Source organism: Nesterenkonia salmonea, from assembly GCF_005771525.1.
Classification (GTDB): domain Bacteria; phylum Actinomycetota; class Actinomycetes; order Actinomycetales; family Micrococcaceae; genus Nesterenkonia; species Nesterenkonia salmonea.
In genome coordinates, this window is record NZ_VAVZ01000006.1 from 30,843 (window position 1) to 45,552 (window position 14,710).

The window sequence follows — 14,710 nt, forward strand, 5'->3', positions numbered from 1 at the left end:
GTCGTAGTACCGGCCCCGCGGTAGCAGGACCATTTTCGAGGTGGTGATCCGAGCCGCGTGGGTGGCGGACAGACCGAGTCTGAAATGCAACTCTACCGGTTTCATGAAGTGTCGCACTTCCCGCTCGGCGCTAAATCCGCGTAACGTTGACGTTGTGGGACTGAATAATGATGCCGCCACGAATGTTGTTGATCACAAGAGCCTGCTTGAGGAGCTCGGTCTGAAGGCCGATGCCCTGGTGCAGGAGATTGGGGTCGACAGCGACGTTGACGATGACCTCCGGGACGCTTTGGACGAACTTCTAGACGAACCTCTCATCGACGAGGATGAGCAAGAGGTCGTCGATGCAGTACTGCTCTGGTTCCGCGCGGGCGAGGAGGACCTCACCGACGCGCTGCTGGACGGTCTGACCACCTTGGAGGAGGGCGGGGCTGTCTGGTTGATGACCCCCCGCTCCGGCAGGGAAGGCTATGTGCCGCCGGTGGAGATTCAGGATGCCGCCACTGATGCCGGTCTACACGTGACCTCCTCTGCTGGTGTCAGCGCTGACTGGGCCGCCAGTCGATTGGTGCACCGCAAATCGTGGTCCTAGGTTGTCGGCGGTGACCCCCGCACGACGCCGCTCTGCTCCGACCCACGCCGCAGCAAACTTTGCGTTGCGTAACCAACACGGTGAAACTGTCGAGTTGCAACAGCTGCGGGGCGCTCCGAGTGTGCTCATGTTCTACCCTTTTGCCTTTAGCCGGGTCTGCAGCTCTGAGCTCACCGAAATCCAAGACCGCTGGGCGGAATTCGCCGACCTGGGGGTCCGCCTGTGTGCCGTTTCCTGTGACAGTGTCCACACTCTTCGGGCCTACGCCGAGCAGATGGGTAGGGTCCAGTTCGACCTACTGAGTGACTTTTGGCCCCATGGTGCAGTGGCGCGGGCCTTCGGGGCGTTCGATGAGCAGAAGGGCTGCCCCACCCGGGAAACCTTCGTGATCGACGCGCAGCTGAATGTGTGCCGAACCGTTTCCTCTGGGTTTACTCAGAGCCGCGACCTCAGTGAAGTGCTGGAAGCAGTTCAGGCGACCCCCTAGAGCTGAGCCCACCGATAGGATCAGACCATGCCGCCCAGATCTTCTCACCGCGCAGCTCCATCAGGGCCGGACTTCCGGACGGTTGAGCCCGCCGCGCTCATCCTGCTCAAGGGCGCAGAAGACTACGTTGCCACCCGCGCTCTGGATCGGGTGAGAACCGCACTGAAGGCTCAGCATCCAGATCTCGAGTACACACGATTGGATGCCGCGGAGGCCACTCGCGGCGAACTCACCACATTGTCCTCCCCCTCTCTCTTTGGAGAACCGAGACTCATCGTGGTCGAAGACCTGGCTCAGATGAACGAGGTCTTCCTCGAGGACGCACTGCGCTTCCTTGGGGAACCTGCCGATTCCGAGGTCACGCTGGTCTTCCGCCACAGCGGAGGCAACCGGGGCAAGAAACTCACTGACGCGCTCAGTGCTCGGGGAGTCGTCGTCGACTGTTCAACGGTTAAGAGCGACAACGACAAACTCGATTTCGTCCGCAAGGAGTTCCGCGCCGCCCAACGCACTATCCACCCTGAGGCGGCCAGGGCTCTGGTATCAGCGGCAGGCTCCACTCTGTCCGATCTGGGCAGCGCATGCCAGCAGCTGATGCGTGATGTTCCTGAGGACATCACCGCCGAGCATGTCGATAAGTACTTCGGCGGACGCGTTGAGGCATCCGCATTCAAGGTCGCTGACGCGACGTTCGCAGGACGTGGTGAGTCCGCCCTCAGGCTCTACCGCCACGCCATTTCCACCGGTGTCTCTCCGGTAGCAGTCACAGCCGCGCTAGCGATGAAGGCTCGTCAGGTCGCGGCACTGGTTGATCACCGCGGAGCACAAGGGGAACTCGCGCAGACGCTGAAGATGGCCCCCTGGCAGCTGAAGCAAGCTGCTGAGACTGCCCGGCGGTGGACACCACGCGAGGCTGCAGACGCCGTGGAAGCCGTCGCCCAGGCTGACGCCGAAGTCAAAGGCGTGTCGAGAACTCCCGAGTACGCTGTTGAAAAAGCCATAGCGCGCATCACCACACATATCTCGTAGCCCGCCGAACCGCCCCAGTCTGCTAGGATATGGTGCTAGTGTCCGGGGGTCGATGAAGGCCCCTGCACTGTCTGGCGACGGCAACCAGCGCGCTGAGCTCATGGGCCCCTCTACCTGAAGAGCCCAGCGTGAATCGCCAAGGTGCCCCACACCACTGAAAACTTCCGTCGTCGCCGCGCCCTCACCAGGGCGTCAGGGCAGTGCTCGTCATGACAAGCACAAGAAGCTAAGGAATACACCCGTGGCAAATATCAAGTCTCAGAAAAAGCGCATTCTCACCAACGAAAAGAGCCGCCTGCGCAACCAGGCGGTCAAGTCGGAGATCAAGACTGCGATCAAGAAGGTCCATAACGCCGTCGAAGCCGGTGACAAGGACGCAGCTGTCATCGCCAACCGTGAGGCGAGCCGCAAGCTGGACAAGGCTGTCTCCAAGGGCGTCATCCACAAGAACCAGGCCGCAAACCGGAAATCCGGAATCGCGCACCTGGTGCAGTCGGTCTGACCGACGCTCCTGCAGAGGCCTCGCACGTGAATGCGTGCGGGGCCTTAGCTTTATGATGGACTGACCCCTATGCGAAGGACGGATTGAACACGTGAGTCCGAAGGCCAGCACGCCACTGGTGCCCGCTCAGACCGCCCCCCACGCGATCCGCAATTTCTGCATCATCGCGCATATCGACCACGGTAAATCCACCCTCGCTGACCGAATGCTGCAGCTCACCGGAGTAGTGGAGCCGCGTCAGATGAAGGCCCAGTACCTGGACCGGATGGACATCGAACGTGAGCGCGGCATCACCATCAAGTCTCAGGCGGTCCGTATGCCCTGGGAGTTCCAAGGTGAGACCTATGCCTTCCACATGATCGACACCCCCGGACATGTGGACTTCAGCTACGAGGTCTCCCGCTCCTTGGCCGCCTGTGAAGGAGCAGTTCTGCTGGTAGACGCCGCCCAGGGCATCGAAGCCCAAACGTTGGCGAACCTCTACCTGGCCATGGAGCACGAGCTGGAGATCATCCCAGTGCTCAACAAAATCGACCTCCCGGCGGCCATGCCGGACAAATACGCCGAAGAGCTGGCCCACCTGATCGGCTGCGAGCCCGGTGACGTTCTGCGAGTCTCCGGCAAGACCGGCGAGGGAGTCGAGGAACTCTTGGACCGGATAGTCGACCAGGTCCCCGCCCCCGTAGGTGAGGCCGACGCTCCGGCGCGGGCCATGATCTTCGATTCTGTCTACGACACCTACCGGGGCGTGGTCACGTTTGTGCGCGTCACCGACGGCAAACTCGGCCGCCGCGAAAAGATCAAGATGATGTCCACCGGCGCGACCCACGAACTCCTCGAGATCGGCGTGTCCAGTCCGGAGCCAGAGGCCACTGAAGGTCTCGGCGTCGGGGAGGTGGGCTACCTCATCACTGGGGTGAAGGATGTTCGGCAGTCCAAAGTGGGTGACACCGTAACCTCAGCGGCGAAACCGGCGTCGTCGATTATCGGCGGCTACCAGGAACCGAAACCCATGGTGTTCTCCGGACTGTTTCCTCTCGACGGCTCCGACTTTCCAGTCCTGCGCGAGGCTCTGGAGAAGCTCCAGCTCAACGACGCAGCGCTGAACTTCGAACCCGAAACTTCCACGGCGCTGGGCTTCGGATTCCGCGTGGGGTTCCTCGGCCTTCTCCACCTGGAGATCACCAGGGAACGCCTGGAGCAGGAATACAATCTGGATTTGATTTCCACAGCGCCGAACGTGATCTACCACGTGAAAGACGAATCTGGTGAACCCCACCAGGTGACCAACCCCTCAGAGTTCCCCGACGGCAAGATCGACGAGATCCGCGAGCCGATCGTCGACGCCACGATCATTGTTCCAGCCGAGTTCATCGGCGCTGTGATGGAACTCTGTCAGTCCCGACGGGGATCCATGGACGGCATGGACTACCTCTCCGAAGATCGCGTGGAGATTCGCTACACCATGCCGCTGGCGGAGATCGTGTTCGATTTCTTCGACCAGTTGAAGTCACGCACCAAGGGGTACGCATCCCTGAACTGGCAGGCTTCCGGGGACCAGGCGTCTGATCTGGTCAAGGTGGAGATCCTCTTGCAGGGTGACAAGGTCGACGCCTTCAGCGCCATCACCCACCGCGACCATGCATACGCCTACGGGGTCAAGATGGCCTCGAAGCTCAAAGACCTCATTCCTCGTCAGCAGTTCGAGGTGCCGATTCAGGCTGCCATCGGTTCCCGGATCATTGCCAGGGAAAACATTCGAGCGATCCGCAAGGACGTTCTCTCCAAGTGCTACGGCGGTGACATCAGCCGTAAGCGCAAGCTGCTGGAGAAGCAGAAGGAGGGCAAGAAGCGTATGAAGATGGTGGGCACCGTAGAGGTCCCGCAGGAGGCGTTCATTGCCGCTCTGAGTTCGGATGAGGGCAACGCCAAGGAGAAGGCGAAGAAGTGACCTCCGGTGTTGTGCTCTTCGCCGGTGAATGAGGAACTATGCCCTCTGCATTGCCGCTAGGTGACCCGGTTCCCACTGACGGTAGGTTCCCGCCTGAGGTGATCCAAGCCTTGCCCGCCCGCGCGGACAAGCCGTTTGGGCTCTATGTGCACATCCCCTTCTGCTCAGTCCGCTGTGGATATTGCGATTTCAACACGTACACCGCAGCTGATCTAGGTCCCGGGGCCTCGCACCAGTCGTACCCAGAAACCGTGATGGCTGAGCTGGAGTTTGCACGCGAAACACTCGACGACGCCGGGGCGCCCGACCGCGCTCTGTCCACAGTCTTCTTCGGCGGGGGAACTCCAACACTGCTTCCAGCCGGGGAGCTTGCGCGGATTCTGCACAGAGTCCATGAGCTGTTCGGCTTCGCCCCTGATACCGAGGTGACCACTGAGGCGAACCCCGATACTGTCACCCCCGAGTCGGCCCAGATTCTGGCCGAGGCAGGATTCACCCGGCTGAGTCTGGGCATGCAGTCGGCGGTGCCGCATGTGCTGAGAACGCTGGATCGCACCCATGATCCAGAGAACGTCCCCGCCGCACACGCCGCAGCCCAGGCGGCCGGTCTGGAGACCTCCCTCGACCTCATCTACGGGACACCGGGGGAGTCGCTGCAGGACTGGAGCCGCAGTCTGGAATCGGCGATCGCGCTGCGCCCCGATCACATCAGCGCCTATTCGCTGATCGTGGAACCCGGGACCGCGATGGCGGCTCAGATCCGCCGCGGGGAGCTGCCCGATATAGATCCTGATGACCAGGCCGATAAGTACGTCATGACGGACCAGATGGCGCAGGCCGCAGGCTACGAGTGGTACGAGGTGTCGAACTTTGCACGCGGAGGCAACAAACGTTCTCAGCACAATCTGAACTATTGGCAGGATTCCGACTGGTGGGGCGCCGGTCCTGGCGCGCATTCCCATCTTGCCGGTATGCGCTGGTGGAACGTCAAGCACCCCGCTCCCTACGCGCAGCGGGTGCAGCAGGGCATTTCCCCGGGTCACGGTAGAGAGCTGCTCGACGCGGAAGCCACAGTTCTGGAATACCTCATGCTTCGTCTTCGCATCGTAGACGGTCTCGATGTGGCCGAGTTCAACACCCTGCCGCAACTGGGACAGAGCGAGAGCTCGCCCATCACTCAGGAACTTCTGCGGCAGCTGACCGAGGAGGGTCTCGCCGAGGCCTCAGCCGCGCAGCCATCGGAGTACTACCCGGAGGGACGGATCGTGCTGACGTTGCAGGGCCGGTTGCTGGCTGATGCCGTGACCCGCCGACTCGTCACCTAACAATAACCCTAAAGGGTTATATTCTTAAAATATAACCTGATATGGTTATTCCATGACTGACTCAGTACCCGTGGCGCTCATTGCTGATGTGATTGACTCACGTCAGCACGCTGATCGTGACCATGTCCAACGCTCCGCTGAAGACACGCTGGAGGAGATTGCGCGAAGGGTCCCACCTGCGGAAGGCTTCCATGCGACGGTGGGGGACGAATTCCAGGCTGTGTACTCCTCACGGAATGAGGCGCTACGTGCGACGCTCTTCGCCGGATTGCTCCCGCAGCAGGGCCCGCAGCTGAGGTTCGGGTTGGGTGAAGGCCGGGTAAGCGGTGTGTCGAGCCGCACGTCGGACCGCATCGAAGACGGCCCCGGCTGGTGGCATGCCCGTGAGGCCGTTGAAACGGTCGAATCCCAGCAGCGGCGCTTCACCTTTCTCCGCAGCTGGTACATCAGTGACGTTCCTGAGCAGGCACTCATGATCAACGCGTATTTCTTGGCCCGGGATCAGCAATTGGGCGGGCTCAGTGTCCGTGCTCGGGACTATGCTCGGGGTGTGGTCGAGGGTGGCAGCCAGAAGAGCATTGCCGAGGCATACGGTGTTTCGCAGCCTGCGGTGTCCAAGCTTCTGCGGGAATCTGGAGCAGCCGCTCTCATCGAGGGGTTCAGAATGCTGACATGACATGTGAAGACAAGGAGGATCATCAGTGCTGCTGCTGGCAACGATCCTGCTGATCATTGGCTTAGGGGACATCCTGCGGGTGTTGCTGCCGTCTGGAGTGTCGGCAGCATGGACCGTCGTCGGAATTGGTGGGCTCGCTGGAGCAGTCCTGCTTTCTGCCGGTTTTCTCACCGGCCTTCCGTGGTGGTCAGTGGGCCTGTGCGTGATTCCGATTCTGCTGTGGTTCATCACCGTTTCGGCAGATGCAGATGCTCCTACACCTTCGGTCCGGCACGCAGCACCGAGAGTGCTCGGGTTCGTCGTCATCAGCGCAGTGATCACAGTCCTAGGCGACAGCCTCATAGGGGGCACGGACGCACTCCCCGTTCCCATGGTGGGACGGTTCGGTGTGGAGTTCGCTGCCCTGGCCATGGGGGTCACAGCTTTCCATATTGTGAGCGCCAATGCCCTAGTGCGGTTAGCGCTCAATGCGGAGCAGCGCGGCACACAAAGCGCTGACTCCGACCTTGTCGTGCGCAAACCTCAGCTCAAGGGTGGACGCTGGATCGGCCCTCTGGAGAGAATCACCCTCACCGGCCTGCTTGTCGCAGGCGCTTATCCGGTTGTTGCCGGTCTCATTGCAGCTAAAGGCATCATTAGATTCCCCGAGATGCATGAAGACCGAGCCCTGGGCAATAAGGCCGAATACTTCCTGGTCGGAAGTTTCGTCAGCTGGACGGTTGCCATCGTCGCGGCAGGCATTCTCTGGACAGTCCGGTGAGTGCCCGCGTTCAGCGAACCAGGCGAAGATTCAGCGGATAGCGGTAGGGGCGTCCCTTATTGCACTCGGTGCCGCCGACGAGTCCGGAGATCGCCATATAGGCCCAAACCAGGACACCGCCGATACCGGCGACGGCGGCTATCGAGGGGATGAACGCCAAGCCGTAGCAGATCAGGACAATCACAGTCAGGGGCAGAGTGAAGTTCAGTGCTTCCTTGGATTCCTGAGCGGTGAAAGGTCCGCGCTCACGAAGCAGCAGATAGATGATCAATGCAGGAATGCAGCCAGCAACGGCGCCGAAGTGCGAGATCATCGCCCACCGGGTGTCTTCCTCCCTCGTCAGCATTGGCGCTGACGTGGAGGGTCGAGTACCGCTTGATGCGGCCCTCTGCTTGCCGTTCTGTGTGGTCACTGGGTTTCTCATGCCTTTCTTGGGTTCTGCGGGTCCTCGACCGTCGGATACTGCTCTCATCTTAGAGCGCTCACCTTAATGGAGGCTGACTCTGCCCGGGGTGTGTTTGTGGCGCCTCGCCTCACGTGCTGGCCTCCACCTCAGGGAACTGTGACGAAGTCGATGAGTTCCTCGACCCGGCCGAGCAGGCTGGGCTCCAGATCGGTGTAACTGCGGACTCGGCTGAGGATCTGTTTCCAACCGTGGGCGATGTCCCGCTGGTTCGATGCTGGCATCCCCAGAGCCTTCAGTGTCCCCACCTTGATGTCGGTTCCCCGAGGAATGTCAGGCCAAGCCTGAAGGCCCACACGTTGAGGCTTCACCGCTTGCCACACGTCTACGTAAGGGTGGCCCAACACCAGCACGTTGCCGGCCGCCCCCACCTGCTGCATCGTCTCCGTAGCAATCCGTGACTCCTTGGAGCCTTTGACCAGATGATCCAGAAGCACTCCGATCCTGCGTTCGGGCCCGGGTTGGAACTCCTGGACAGCAGCCACCAGATCATCGGCGCCGTGCAGTGGCTCCACCACGATTCCCTCTTGGCGGAGGTCATCACCCCACACCTTCTCCACCAGTTCTGCGTCATGAGTGCCCTCCACCCAGATGCGAGAGGCGCGGGCCATCCGAGCCCGTTGGGGAGTCTCGGAAGCGAACGAACCTGACGCCGTGCGTTGGCGTCCGGATGGCTGTGAGCTCCGTGTGGGGGCGGTGAGTTCTACCGGCTGCTCATCGACCAAAAAACCGAATCCAAGGGGAAATCCACGTTCCCGACCGTCGTAGTCGCGGAGCCGAACCACCTTCATGCCACCGGAGGCTTCAACACCTACGACGACGCCGACCCACCCAGAACTGCGCTCCTCCACTTCTAAACCAGTGGTCGCCGGGACCTTGGGCAGAGTCCGCTGCTGAGAGCGTCGTCGTTCTGAAACATCCTGGGCTCCCCAGGAGCTCCAGTCGGTGGGGAAAGGTGTACTCATGCTGACATTGTAGAATTAGCAGTCGAGCTTTGAGAGTGCCAGGAGGTCCCATGTCCGATACCAGTACCAGGCGGTTGCAGGTGCTGCGCGCGATTGTGGAGGACTATGTCCAAACTCGTGAGCCCGTAGGATCCAAGGCCCTGGTCGAACGACGCAATCTGGAAGTCTCTCCGGCGACCATCCGCAATGACATGGCGCAGCTGGAGGAAGAAGGGCTCATTGCTGCGCCACATACTTCGGCGGGCCGCATCCCCACTGATCGCGGCTACCGGCTCTTCGTAGACCGCATCACCGAGGTCAGGCCCCTGTCCCGCGCCGAGCGCCGCGCCATGGACATCCTCGCCGAAACCGCGGATGATCATGAAGCGACCATGGAGCAGACCGTGCGCCTGCTCGCCATGCTCACCAACCAGGTGGCAGTCATTCAGCACCCGCAGCACACCTCCGCGACCATCCGTCACGTTGATGTGGTGCCTATGTCCGCCCAGAAGGCTCTTGTGATTGTGATTCTCTCCACAGGAAAAGTGGAGCAGCGCATGGTGACGCTGGCGGAGACACCGGATGAAGATTCACTGCACAGGGTCGGGCTGAAAGTTTCCGAACAGCTCTACAGGCGCTCAGCATCAGCGGTGCCGATACCGGTGAACACTCTGATCTCCGCCGTCGAACCGGCCTTGCAGCCCACGATGGCTGTGGTGGCACACGCAGTGGAAACGATCCTGGAAAGTGGGCGAGTGGATCGCATCATCATGGCCGGGACTGCTAACCTCGCCAAGTCGGGCGGTGACCTGGGGCCGTCGATTGGACCGATTCTCGAAGCGCTTGAGGAACAAGTGGTGTTGCTGAGGTTGTTGCATGAGATGCAGCACGATAGGCGAGGGCTCTCGGTACGGATCGGCCAGGAGACTTCCCACGAATCGCTCCAGGAAACTGCGGTGGTGGCCGCCGAGTACGCCACTGGAAAATCTGCCGGTGACGGCGCAAAGCTTGGCGTCGTCGGTCCGACCCGCATGGACTACGGCTCCACGATGTCGGCTGTTCGAGCTATGGCACGCTACCTGTCACGAATACTTTCCGAAGGATGAGAACCGCACCAAATGGCAACTGACTACTACGAGGCGCTGGGCGTTGACCGCAGCGCATCCACCGAGGACATCAAGAAGGCCTACCGCAAGAAGGCTCGCCGGCTGCACCCCGATGTGAATCAGGCCGATGACGCTGAAGAGCAGTTCAAGGTGCTCGGGCAAGCCTATGAGGTGCTTTCTGACCCTCAGAAGCGGCAGAGCTACGACACCACTGGGGATCCGAATGGACGCCCAGCCGGCTTCGGCGGCGCTGGTGCCGGTGGGTTCGGTGGGTTCGGGGACATTTTCGAAACGTTCTTCGGCGGCGGTTCAGCCGGACCGGCCTCCCGGACCCGCCGCGGCCAAGACTCCCTTATTCGCGTGCGCATTGATCTGCGCGATGCGGTCTTCGGAGTGACCAAAGAGGTTGAGGTTGAGACCGCTGAGACCTGCTCAGTGTGTAACGGATCCTGCATGCGGCCCGGCACCTCACCGACAACCTGCCCCGACTGCAAGGGAGCCGGTCAGACGCAGCGGCCCATGCGTTCGATCCTCGGCACTGTGATTCAAACTCAGACCTGTGCGCGTTGCTCCGGGTTCGGCAACATCATCGAAGACCCCTGCCAGGAGTGCGACGGTCAGGGACGTGCGCGTGAGCGCAAGACACTGAAGGTCAAGATTCCCGCAGGTGTGGACCGCGGAAATCGAATTCACTTGGCCGGTGAAGGAGAGGCCGGCATCGCTGGCGGCCCCGCAGGTGACCTCTTCATTGAGATCGACATCCGGCCACACAGCGTCTTCACTCGGCGCGGCAACGATCTGCACGCAACAATCAACGTTCCCATGACCTCGGCGGCGCTGGGCACCTACGTCACTCTGGACACCTTCGACGGTGAAGAGAGCCTCGAGGTCAAACCAGGCACACAGTCAGGGGAAGTCCTCACCCTGCGTGGCAAAGGCGTGGCGCATCTGAGAGGTATGGGCAGAGGAGACCTCAAGGTTCACCTCAAAGTTGATACCCCGACCAAGCTCTCGGACAAGCAGCGTGAACTGCTCAAGATGCTCGCAGAAGAGCGCGGAGAAAAACAGGGCGAGTCGAGCACCGAGCACAAGGGAATGTTCGCGAAACTTCGCGAAGCCTGGGAATCTGTGTGACCGCACCGCTGTTCCACCTCTTTCCGGGGGCGCTCGACACTGTTGGACCAGGTTCAACAGTGGTCGTCTCCGGCGCCGAAGGACACCATGCGGCCACAGTGATGCGGCTCGGGGCAGGGGAGTTGATTCACCTCTCGGACACCCAGCAGCGGCGAATCGAAGGGATCATCGTCGCTTCCGGCGCTGGTGAAGTCACCGTTGAGGTGCGCGAGGTAGAGGACGAGCCGAGTCTCAAGCCACGTCTGGTCCTGGTTCAGGCGCTGGCTAAAGAAAAACGAGACCTCCAAGCCGTGGAATCCGCTACAGAGCTCGGAGTCGACGCCATCATCCCGTGGGACGCCGAACGCTCCGTCGCCAAGTGGAAGGCCGGCCGTGAGGCGAAGAAACACGCCGAATGGGTCAACACGGCGCGCAGTGCGGCGAAGCAAACGCGTCGCACCTCGCTGCCGGAGGTGCGTGAACTGGTCACGACAGGGAAATATTGTCAGCACATTCAGCAGGCCCCAGGCATCGCGGCAGTGGCGCTGCACGAAGTCGAAGAAATTTCGCTGAGCAGCGTCCTGGCCGCAGCCGGTGCCCTGGAAGCTGAAACAGAAGTCGAGGAACTTCATCTGCTGGTGGGTCCTGAGGGTGGAATCAGTGATCGTGAGCTGACGCAGTTGACAGCGGCCGGGACCCTGACGGCTCGACTGGGCCGAAACGTGCTGCGCAGCTCGACTGCAGGACCTGCCGCAGTAGTTGCGGCCCAACTACTGCTAGGCCGCTGGGACTGGGCATAGGAAGTCTGCACGAACCCACGTATCCTAGAAGGACTGACACATCAACCAAGTGAGGCATCAGATTACCGAGACTGTTACTCCCACCTTTTTTGAGCGCGAGGTCCACTTCGCCGACGCCGAGACCATGTTCCGCACCCTTGGTGTGCAGGATATGGCTCTGCGCATCCTCGCCGGGCTGTATCCGGAGGCCAGCATTGGGCTTCGGGACCAGCTCATTACGGTCTCCGGGGCCGCACAGGACGTTAACCCCATGGTGGAGATCCTCACCCAGCTGAAGACGCTCGCAGCCTCTGGAAGCACAGCCACAGAGGAGATCGTCGAGCAGATCGCCACTATGGTGCGGGCCCAAGACGCTCCCACCAGCGCCCGCATGATGGCGACCAACATCCTCTCCCACCGAGGGCGCACCATCCGTCCTAAGACGGGGAACCAACAGACATACGTCGAGACCATCGACGAGTCCACGGTGATCTTCGGAATTGGCCCAGCAGGCACCGGCAAGACCTACTTGGCAATGGCCAAAGCCGTACAGGCTTTGCAGGCCAAAGAAATCAAGCGGATCATCCTGACCCGCCCTGCTGTGGAAGCTGGAGAGAAGCTGGGTTTCCTGCCCGGCTCGCTCAACGACAAGATCGACCCTTACCTGCGCCCGCTCTACGACGCGTTGTACGACATGATCGAACCAGAGTCGATCCCCCAGCTGATGGCGGCAGGGACGATCGAAGTCGCACCCCTGGCGTACATGCGGGGCCGAACGCTCAACGACTCCTTCATCATCTTGGATGAGGCGCAGAACACCACCGCCGAGCAGATGAAGATGTTCCTGACCCGCTTGGGCTTCAACTCCAAGATCGTGGTCACCGGTGACATTACCCAGGTTGATCTCCCACGCGGAACAGATTCCGGGCTACGGACCGTGCTCGGCATCCTTGACGGCGTCGAGGATATCGCCATCACACGGTTCGGCTCCCAGGACGTCGTCCGCCACGAACTTGTCGGACGCATCGTCGATGCCTACGAGAAGCATCAGAACGCGCAGCTCGCCGCAGACTCACACACACGGAGGGGCGGCGGAAAGCGACGATGACCGTCACTGTCGACGACGCCTCAGCCAGTCCGCTCATCACCGCCGAGCACTGCGCCGACCTAGTGGACCTGACTGCTTATCTCTTCGCTGAGCTTTACCTCACAGCCAAGGTCGAACTGTCCATCAGTCTTGTGGACGAGCCCCAGATGGAGCAGCTGCACGTGGAATGGATGGGTCTCCCTGGGCCCACGGATGTGATGAGCTTTCCCATGGACGAATTGACCGAAGGTTCAGCTCAGGAGCCAGTGGCATCCGGGACCCTAGGCGACGTCGTTCTCTGTCCCGTCGTCGCTGCAGCTCAAGCCCACGCGGGAGGCCACTCACTCGGTGATGAGCTCCTGCTGCTGACGACTCACGGGGTGCTGCACCTGCTCGGCTATGACCACGAGGACTCCGAGGACCGAACCGTCATGTTCGGGCTTCAAGCCCAACTGCTGGAAAAGTACCTCGGCCGACCAGGACCAGTGCCCACAGGCGCTGAGGGAGCGCAGGCGTGATCACCCCACTGCTGATCGGCGCTGCAATTGCTGCTGCGATCCTCGTGTTCCTCCTGTCAACGGCTGAGGCAGCCTTCATCCGGTTGACGCGCAAAGAAGCTGAGGATATCGCCCAGCGGGACGGCTCCCGATCCGTGGAGCACATCCTGGAGCAGCCTGTGCCGCATACGCTTGCCCTGCAGATCTGGCGGTGGGTGCTGACCACCGCCGCGATAGTGCTCATGACGATCTCCTCAGTGCGGCTCATCGGAGATGTCGAACTCGGTGCAGTCGTGGCAGGCGCCGTGCTCGCGCTTATAGGCGTGCTCTCCGCTGCAGTTTCACCACGGAAAATCGGACGAGCCCATCACCTCAGCCTGGCCTCGGCGACTGCCCGCATGGTCCGAGGACTCAGGATTTCCCTGGGCCCGATACCGGTGTGGTTGTCCGTGGTGGGTGGGAAAATCTTGCCTGGTACGGCCTCAGATCAGGGCTTCTTTGACGACGACGAGCTGCTGGAGTACATAGCCAGGGCAAATGAATCCGATGTTATTGAGGACTCAGAAGCCGAACTCATCGAGTCTGTGCTGGACATGTCCACCACACGAGTCCGCTCCGTCATGGTCCCGCGCACCGATATGGTGACCATCGAAGTTGAGGCAGACCTGGACGAGGCCATGACTCTGTTTCTGGGCTCCGGGTACTCACGCATGCCAGTCATCAGAGGTTCCGCAGATGACATCACCGGCATGGTGTATCTCAAGGATGTCGCTTTCTTGGAACACATGCTCAGAACAGGCCGTGCACCTTCGGTCTACGCCGGCAGGACCTCCTCTTCGATCCGGGTTGAGGAGCTCCAACGAGATGTCCGGTATGTCCCGGAGTCCAAGTCCGTCGGAGAATTCCTGTCGGAACTCCAGAGAGAATCCACCCACGTCGCGATCGTCATAGATGAATACGGCGGCACAGCAGGGTTGGTCACTATGGAAGACCTCATAGAAGAGCTAGTCGGCGAAATCGTTGACGAGTATGACCGTGAGGACGCCGAAGTTGAGGCGCTCGAGGACGGCAGGCTCAGGCTGTCAGCGCGAATGAGCGTTGACGACTTCGCTGAGGAGTTCGGGCTTGACCTCGACGATGAGGAAGACGTGGACACAGTCGGTGGGCTGCTGGCGAAGATGCTGGGCCGCGTGCCGATTGCCGGATCCGAAGTCGAGATCGATGGTGTTGTCCTCCACGCAGACCGGCTGGGCGGTCGCCGTAACCGTGTCACTCACGTATTGGCCTGGGAGCATGAAGATCGCCGCGGAGCCCGCGGCGGGGTCGGAACGGGAGATGAAGATGATGCCACCCGCCAGGACTCTGACCGAGCGCCCGCAGAAGCGTCCAGATAGGTGGA

The 14,710-nt window shown here is 61.1% G+C and carries 16 protein-coding genes; 14 read left to right on the forward strand and 2 right to left on the reverse strand.

Annotation, left to right across the window (positions count from 1 at the left end; translation table 11 throughout):
• The first annotated feature begins 154 nt into the window (after positions 1 to 154).
• The 8 genes from FEF26_RS03230 to FEF26_RS03265 all read left to right on the forward strand — a co-directional run bounded on the left by FEF26_RS03230 (position 155) and on the right by FEF26_RS03265 (position 7,322).
• The gene (locus tag FEF26_RS03230; protein WP_243730386.1) at positions 155 to 592 is read left to right on the forward strand and encodes a DUF3052 domain-containing protein; all 438 of its coding nucleotides are present in this window, start codon (positions 155 to 157) and stop codon (positions 590 to 592) included.
• 10 nt (positions 593 to 602) lie between these two features.
• The gene (locus FEF26_RS03235; RefSeq protein ID WP_138252108.1) at positions 603 to 1,079 is read left to right on the forward strand and encodes a redoxin domain-containing protein; all 477 of its coding nucleotides are present in this window, start codon (positions 603 to 605) and stop codon (positions 1,077 to 1,079) included.
• A gap of 27 nt (positions 1,080 to 1,106) precedes the next feature.
• Entirely contained in the window at positions 1,107 to 2,108 is a 1,002-nt protein-coding gene (gene holA, locus FEF26_RS03240) for a DNA polymerase III subunit delta (protein WP_138252109.1), read from the forward strand.
• 241 nt (positions 2,109 to 2,349) lie between these two features.
• Positions 2,350 to 2,610, forward strand: a complete 261-nt coding sequence (rpsT, locus tag FEF26_RS03245) for a 30S ribosomal protein S20 (protein ID WP_138252110.1) — start codon at positions 2,350 to 2,352, stop codon at positions 2,608 to 2,610.
• Between the two features lie 91 nt (positions 2,611 to 2,701).
• Positions 2,702 to 4,561 (forward strand): translation elongation factor 4, encoded by a 1,860-nt coding sequence (lepA, locus tag FEF26_RS03250; RefSeq protein ID WP_138252111.1) that lies wholly within the window; start codon positions 2,702 to 2,704, stop codon positions 4,559 to 4,561.
• A gap of 38 nt (positions 4,562 to 4,599) precedes the next feature.
• The gene (hemW, locus tag FEF26_RS03255) at positions 4,600 to 5,886 is read left to right on the forward strand and encodes a radical SAM family heme chaperone HemW (RefSeq protein ID WP_138252112.1); all 1,287 of its coding nucleotides are present in this window, start codon (positions 4,600 to 4,602) and stop codon (positions 5,884 to 5,886) included.
• A gap of 52 nt (positions 5,887 to 5,938) precedes the next feature.
• Positions 5,939 to 6,562 carry a SatD family protein gene (locus FEF26_RS03260; protein WP_138252113.1) on the forward strand — a complete coding sequence of 208 codons (624 nt, stop codon included), beginning with the start codon at positions 5,939 to 5,941 and terminating at the stop codon, positions 6,560 to 6,562.
• A 25-nt stretch (positions 6,563 to 6,587) separates the two neighbouring features.
• Positions 6,588 to 7,322 carry a hypothetical protein gene (locus FEF26_RS03265; protein WP_138252114.1) on the forward strand — a complete coding sequence of 245 codons (735 nt, stop codon included), beginning with the start codon at positions 6,588 to 6,590 and terminating at the stop codon, positions 7,320 to 7,322.
• Between the two features lie 10 nt (positions 7,323 to 7,332).
• On the opposite strand, the gene FEF26_RS03270 is transcribed toward FEF26_RS03265, so the two are convergent.
• Together FEF26_RS03270 and FEF26_RS03275 are read right to left on the reverse strand one after the other, a co-directional pair.
• Positions 7,333 to 7,734: a DUF4870 domain-containing protein gene (locus tag FEF26_RS03270; protein WP_243730387.1), complete on the reverse strand. Its 402-nt coding sequence runs from the start codon at positions 7,732 to 7,734 to the stop codon at positions 7,333 to 7,335.
• A 140-nt stretch (positions 7,735 to 7,874) separates the two neighbouring features.
• On the reverse strand, positions 7,875 to 8,750 hold the full coding sequence (locus FEF26_RS03275) for a DUF3097 family protein (protein ID WP_138252116.1): 876 nt from the start codon (positions 8,748 to 8,750) through the stop codon (positions 7,875 to 7,877).
• Between the two features lie 50 nt (positions 8,751 to 8,800).
• On the opposite strand from FEF26_RS03275, the gene hrcA reads away from it, so the two are divergent.
• From hrcA to FEF26_RS03305, 6 genes are read left to right on the forward strand one after another with little or no spacing between them, the layout of a single operon-like run.
• Entirely contained in the window at positions 8,801 to 9,835 is a 1,035-nt protein-coding gene (gene hrcA, locus FEF26_RS03280) for a heat-inducible transcriptional repressor HrcA (protein ID WP_138252117.1), read from the forward strand.
• A gap of 12 nt (positions 9,836 to 9,847) precedes the next feature.
• Positions 9,848 to 10,969 (forward strand): molecular chaperone DnaJ, encoded by a 1,122-nt coding sequence (dnaJ, locus tag FEF26_RS03285; protein WP_138252118.1) that lies wholly within the window; start codon positions 9,848 to 9,850, stop codon positions 10,967 to 10,969.
• On the forward strand, positions 10,966 to 11,748 hold the full coding sequence (locus tag FEF26_RS03290) for a 16S rRNA (uracil(1498)-N(3))-methyltransferase (RefSeq protein WP_138252119.1): 783 nt from the start codon (positions 10,966 to 10,968) through the stop codon (positions 11,746 to 11,748). The genes dnaJ and FEF26_RS03290 overlap by 4 nt, the downstream gene beginning before the upstream one ends.
• Positions 11,749 to 11,797: 49 nt before the next feature.
• Positions 11,798 to 12,835 (forward strand): PhoH family protein, encoded by a 1,038-nt coding sequence (locus FEF26_RS03295; protein ID WP_424991717.1) that lies wholly within the window; start codon positions 11,798 to 11,800, stop codon positions 12,833 to 12,835.
• Positions 12,832 to 13,332, forward strand: a complete 501-nt coding sequence (gene ybeY, locus FEF26_RS03300; RefSeq protein ID WP_138252120.1) for an rRNA maturation RNase YbeY — start codon at positions 12,832 to 12,834, stop codon at positions 13,330 to 13,332. Before FEF26_RS03295 ends, ybeY begins: the two co-directional genes overlap by 4 nt.
• Positions 13,329 to 14,705, forward strand: coding sequence for a hemolysin family protein (locus tag FEF26_RS03305; protein WP_138252121.1), 1,377 nt, complete (start codon positions 13,329 to 13,331; stop codon positions 14,703 to 14,705). The genes ybeY and FEF26_RS03305 overlap by 4 nt, the downstream gene beginning before the upstream one ends.
• Positions 14,706 to 14,710: the final 5 nt, after the last annotated feature.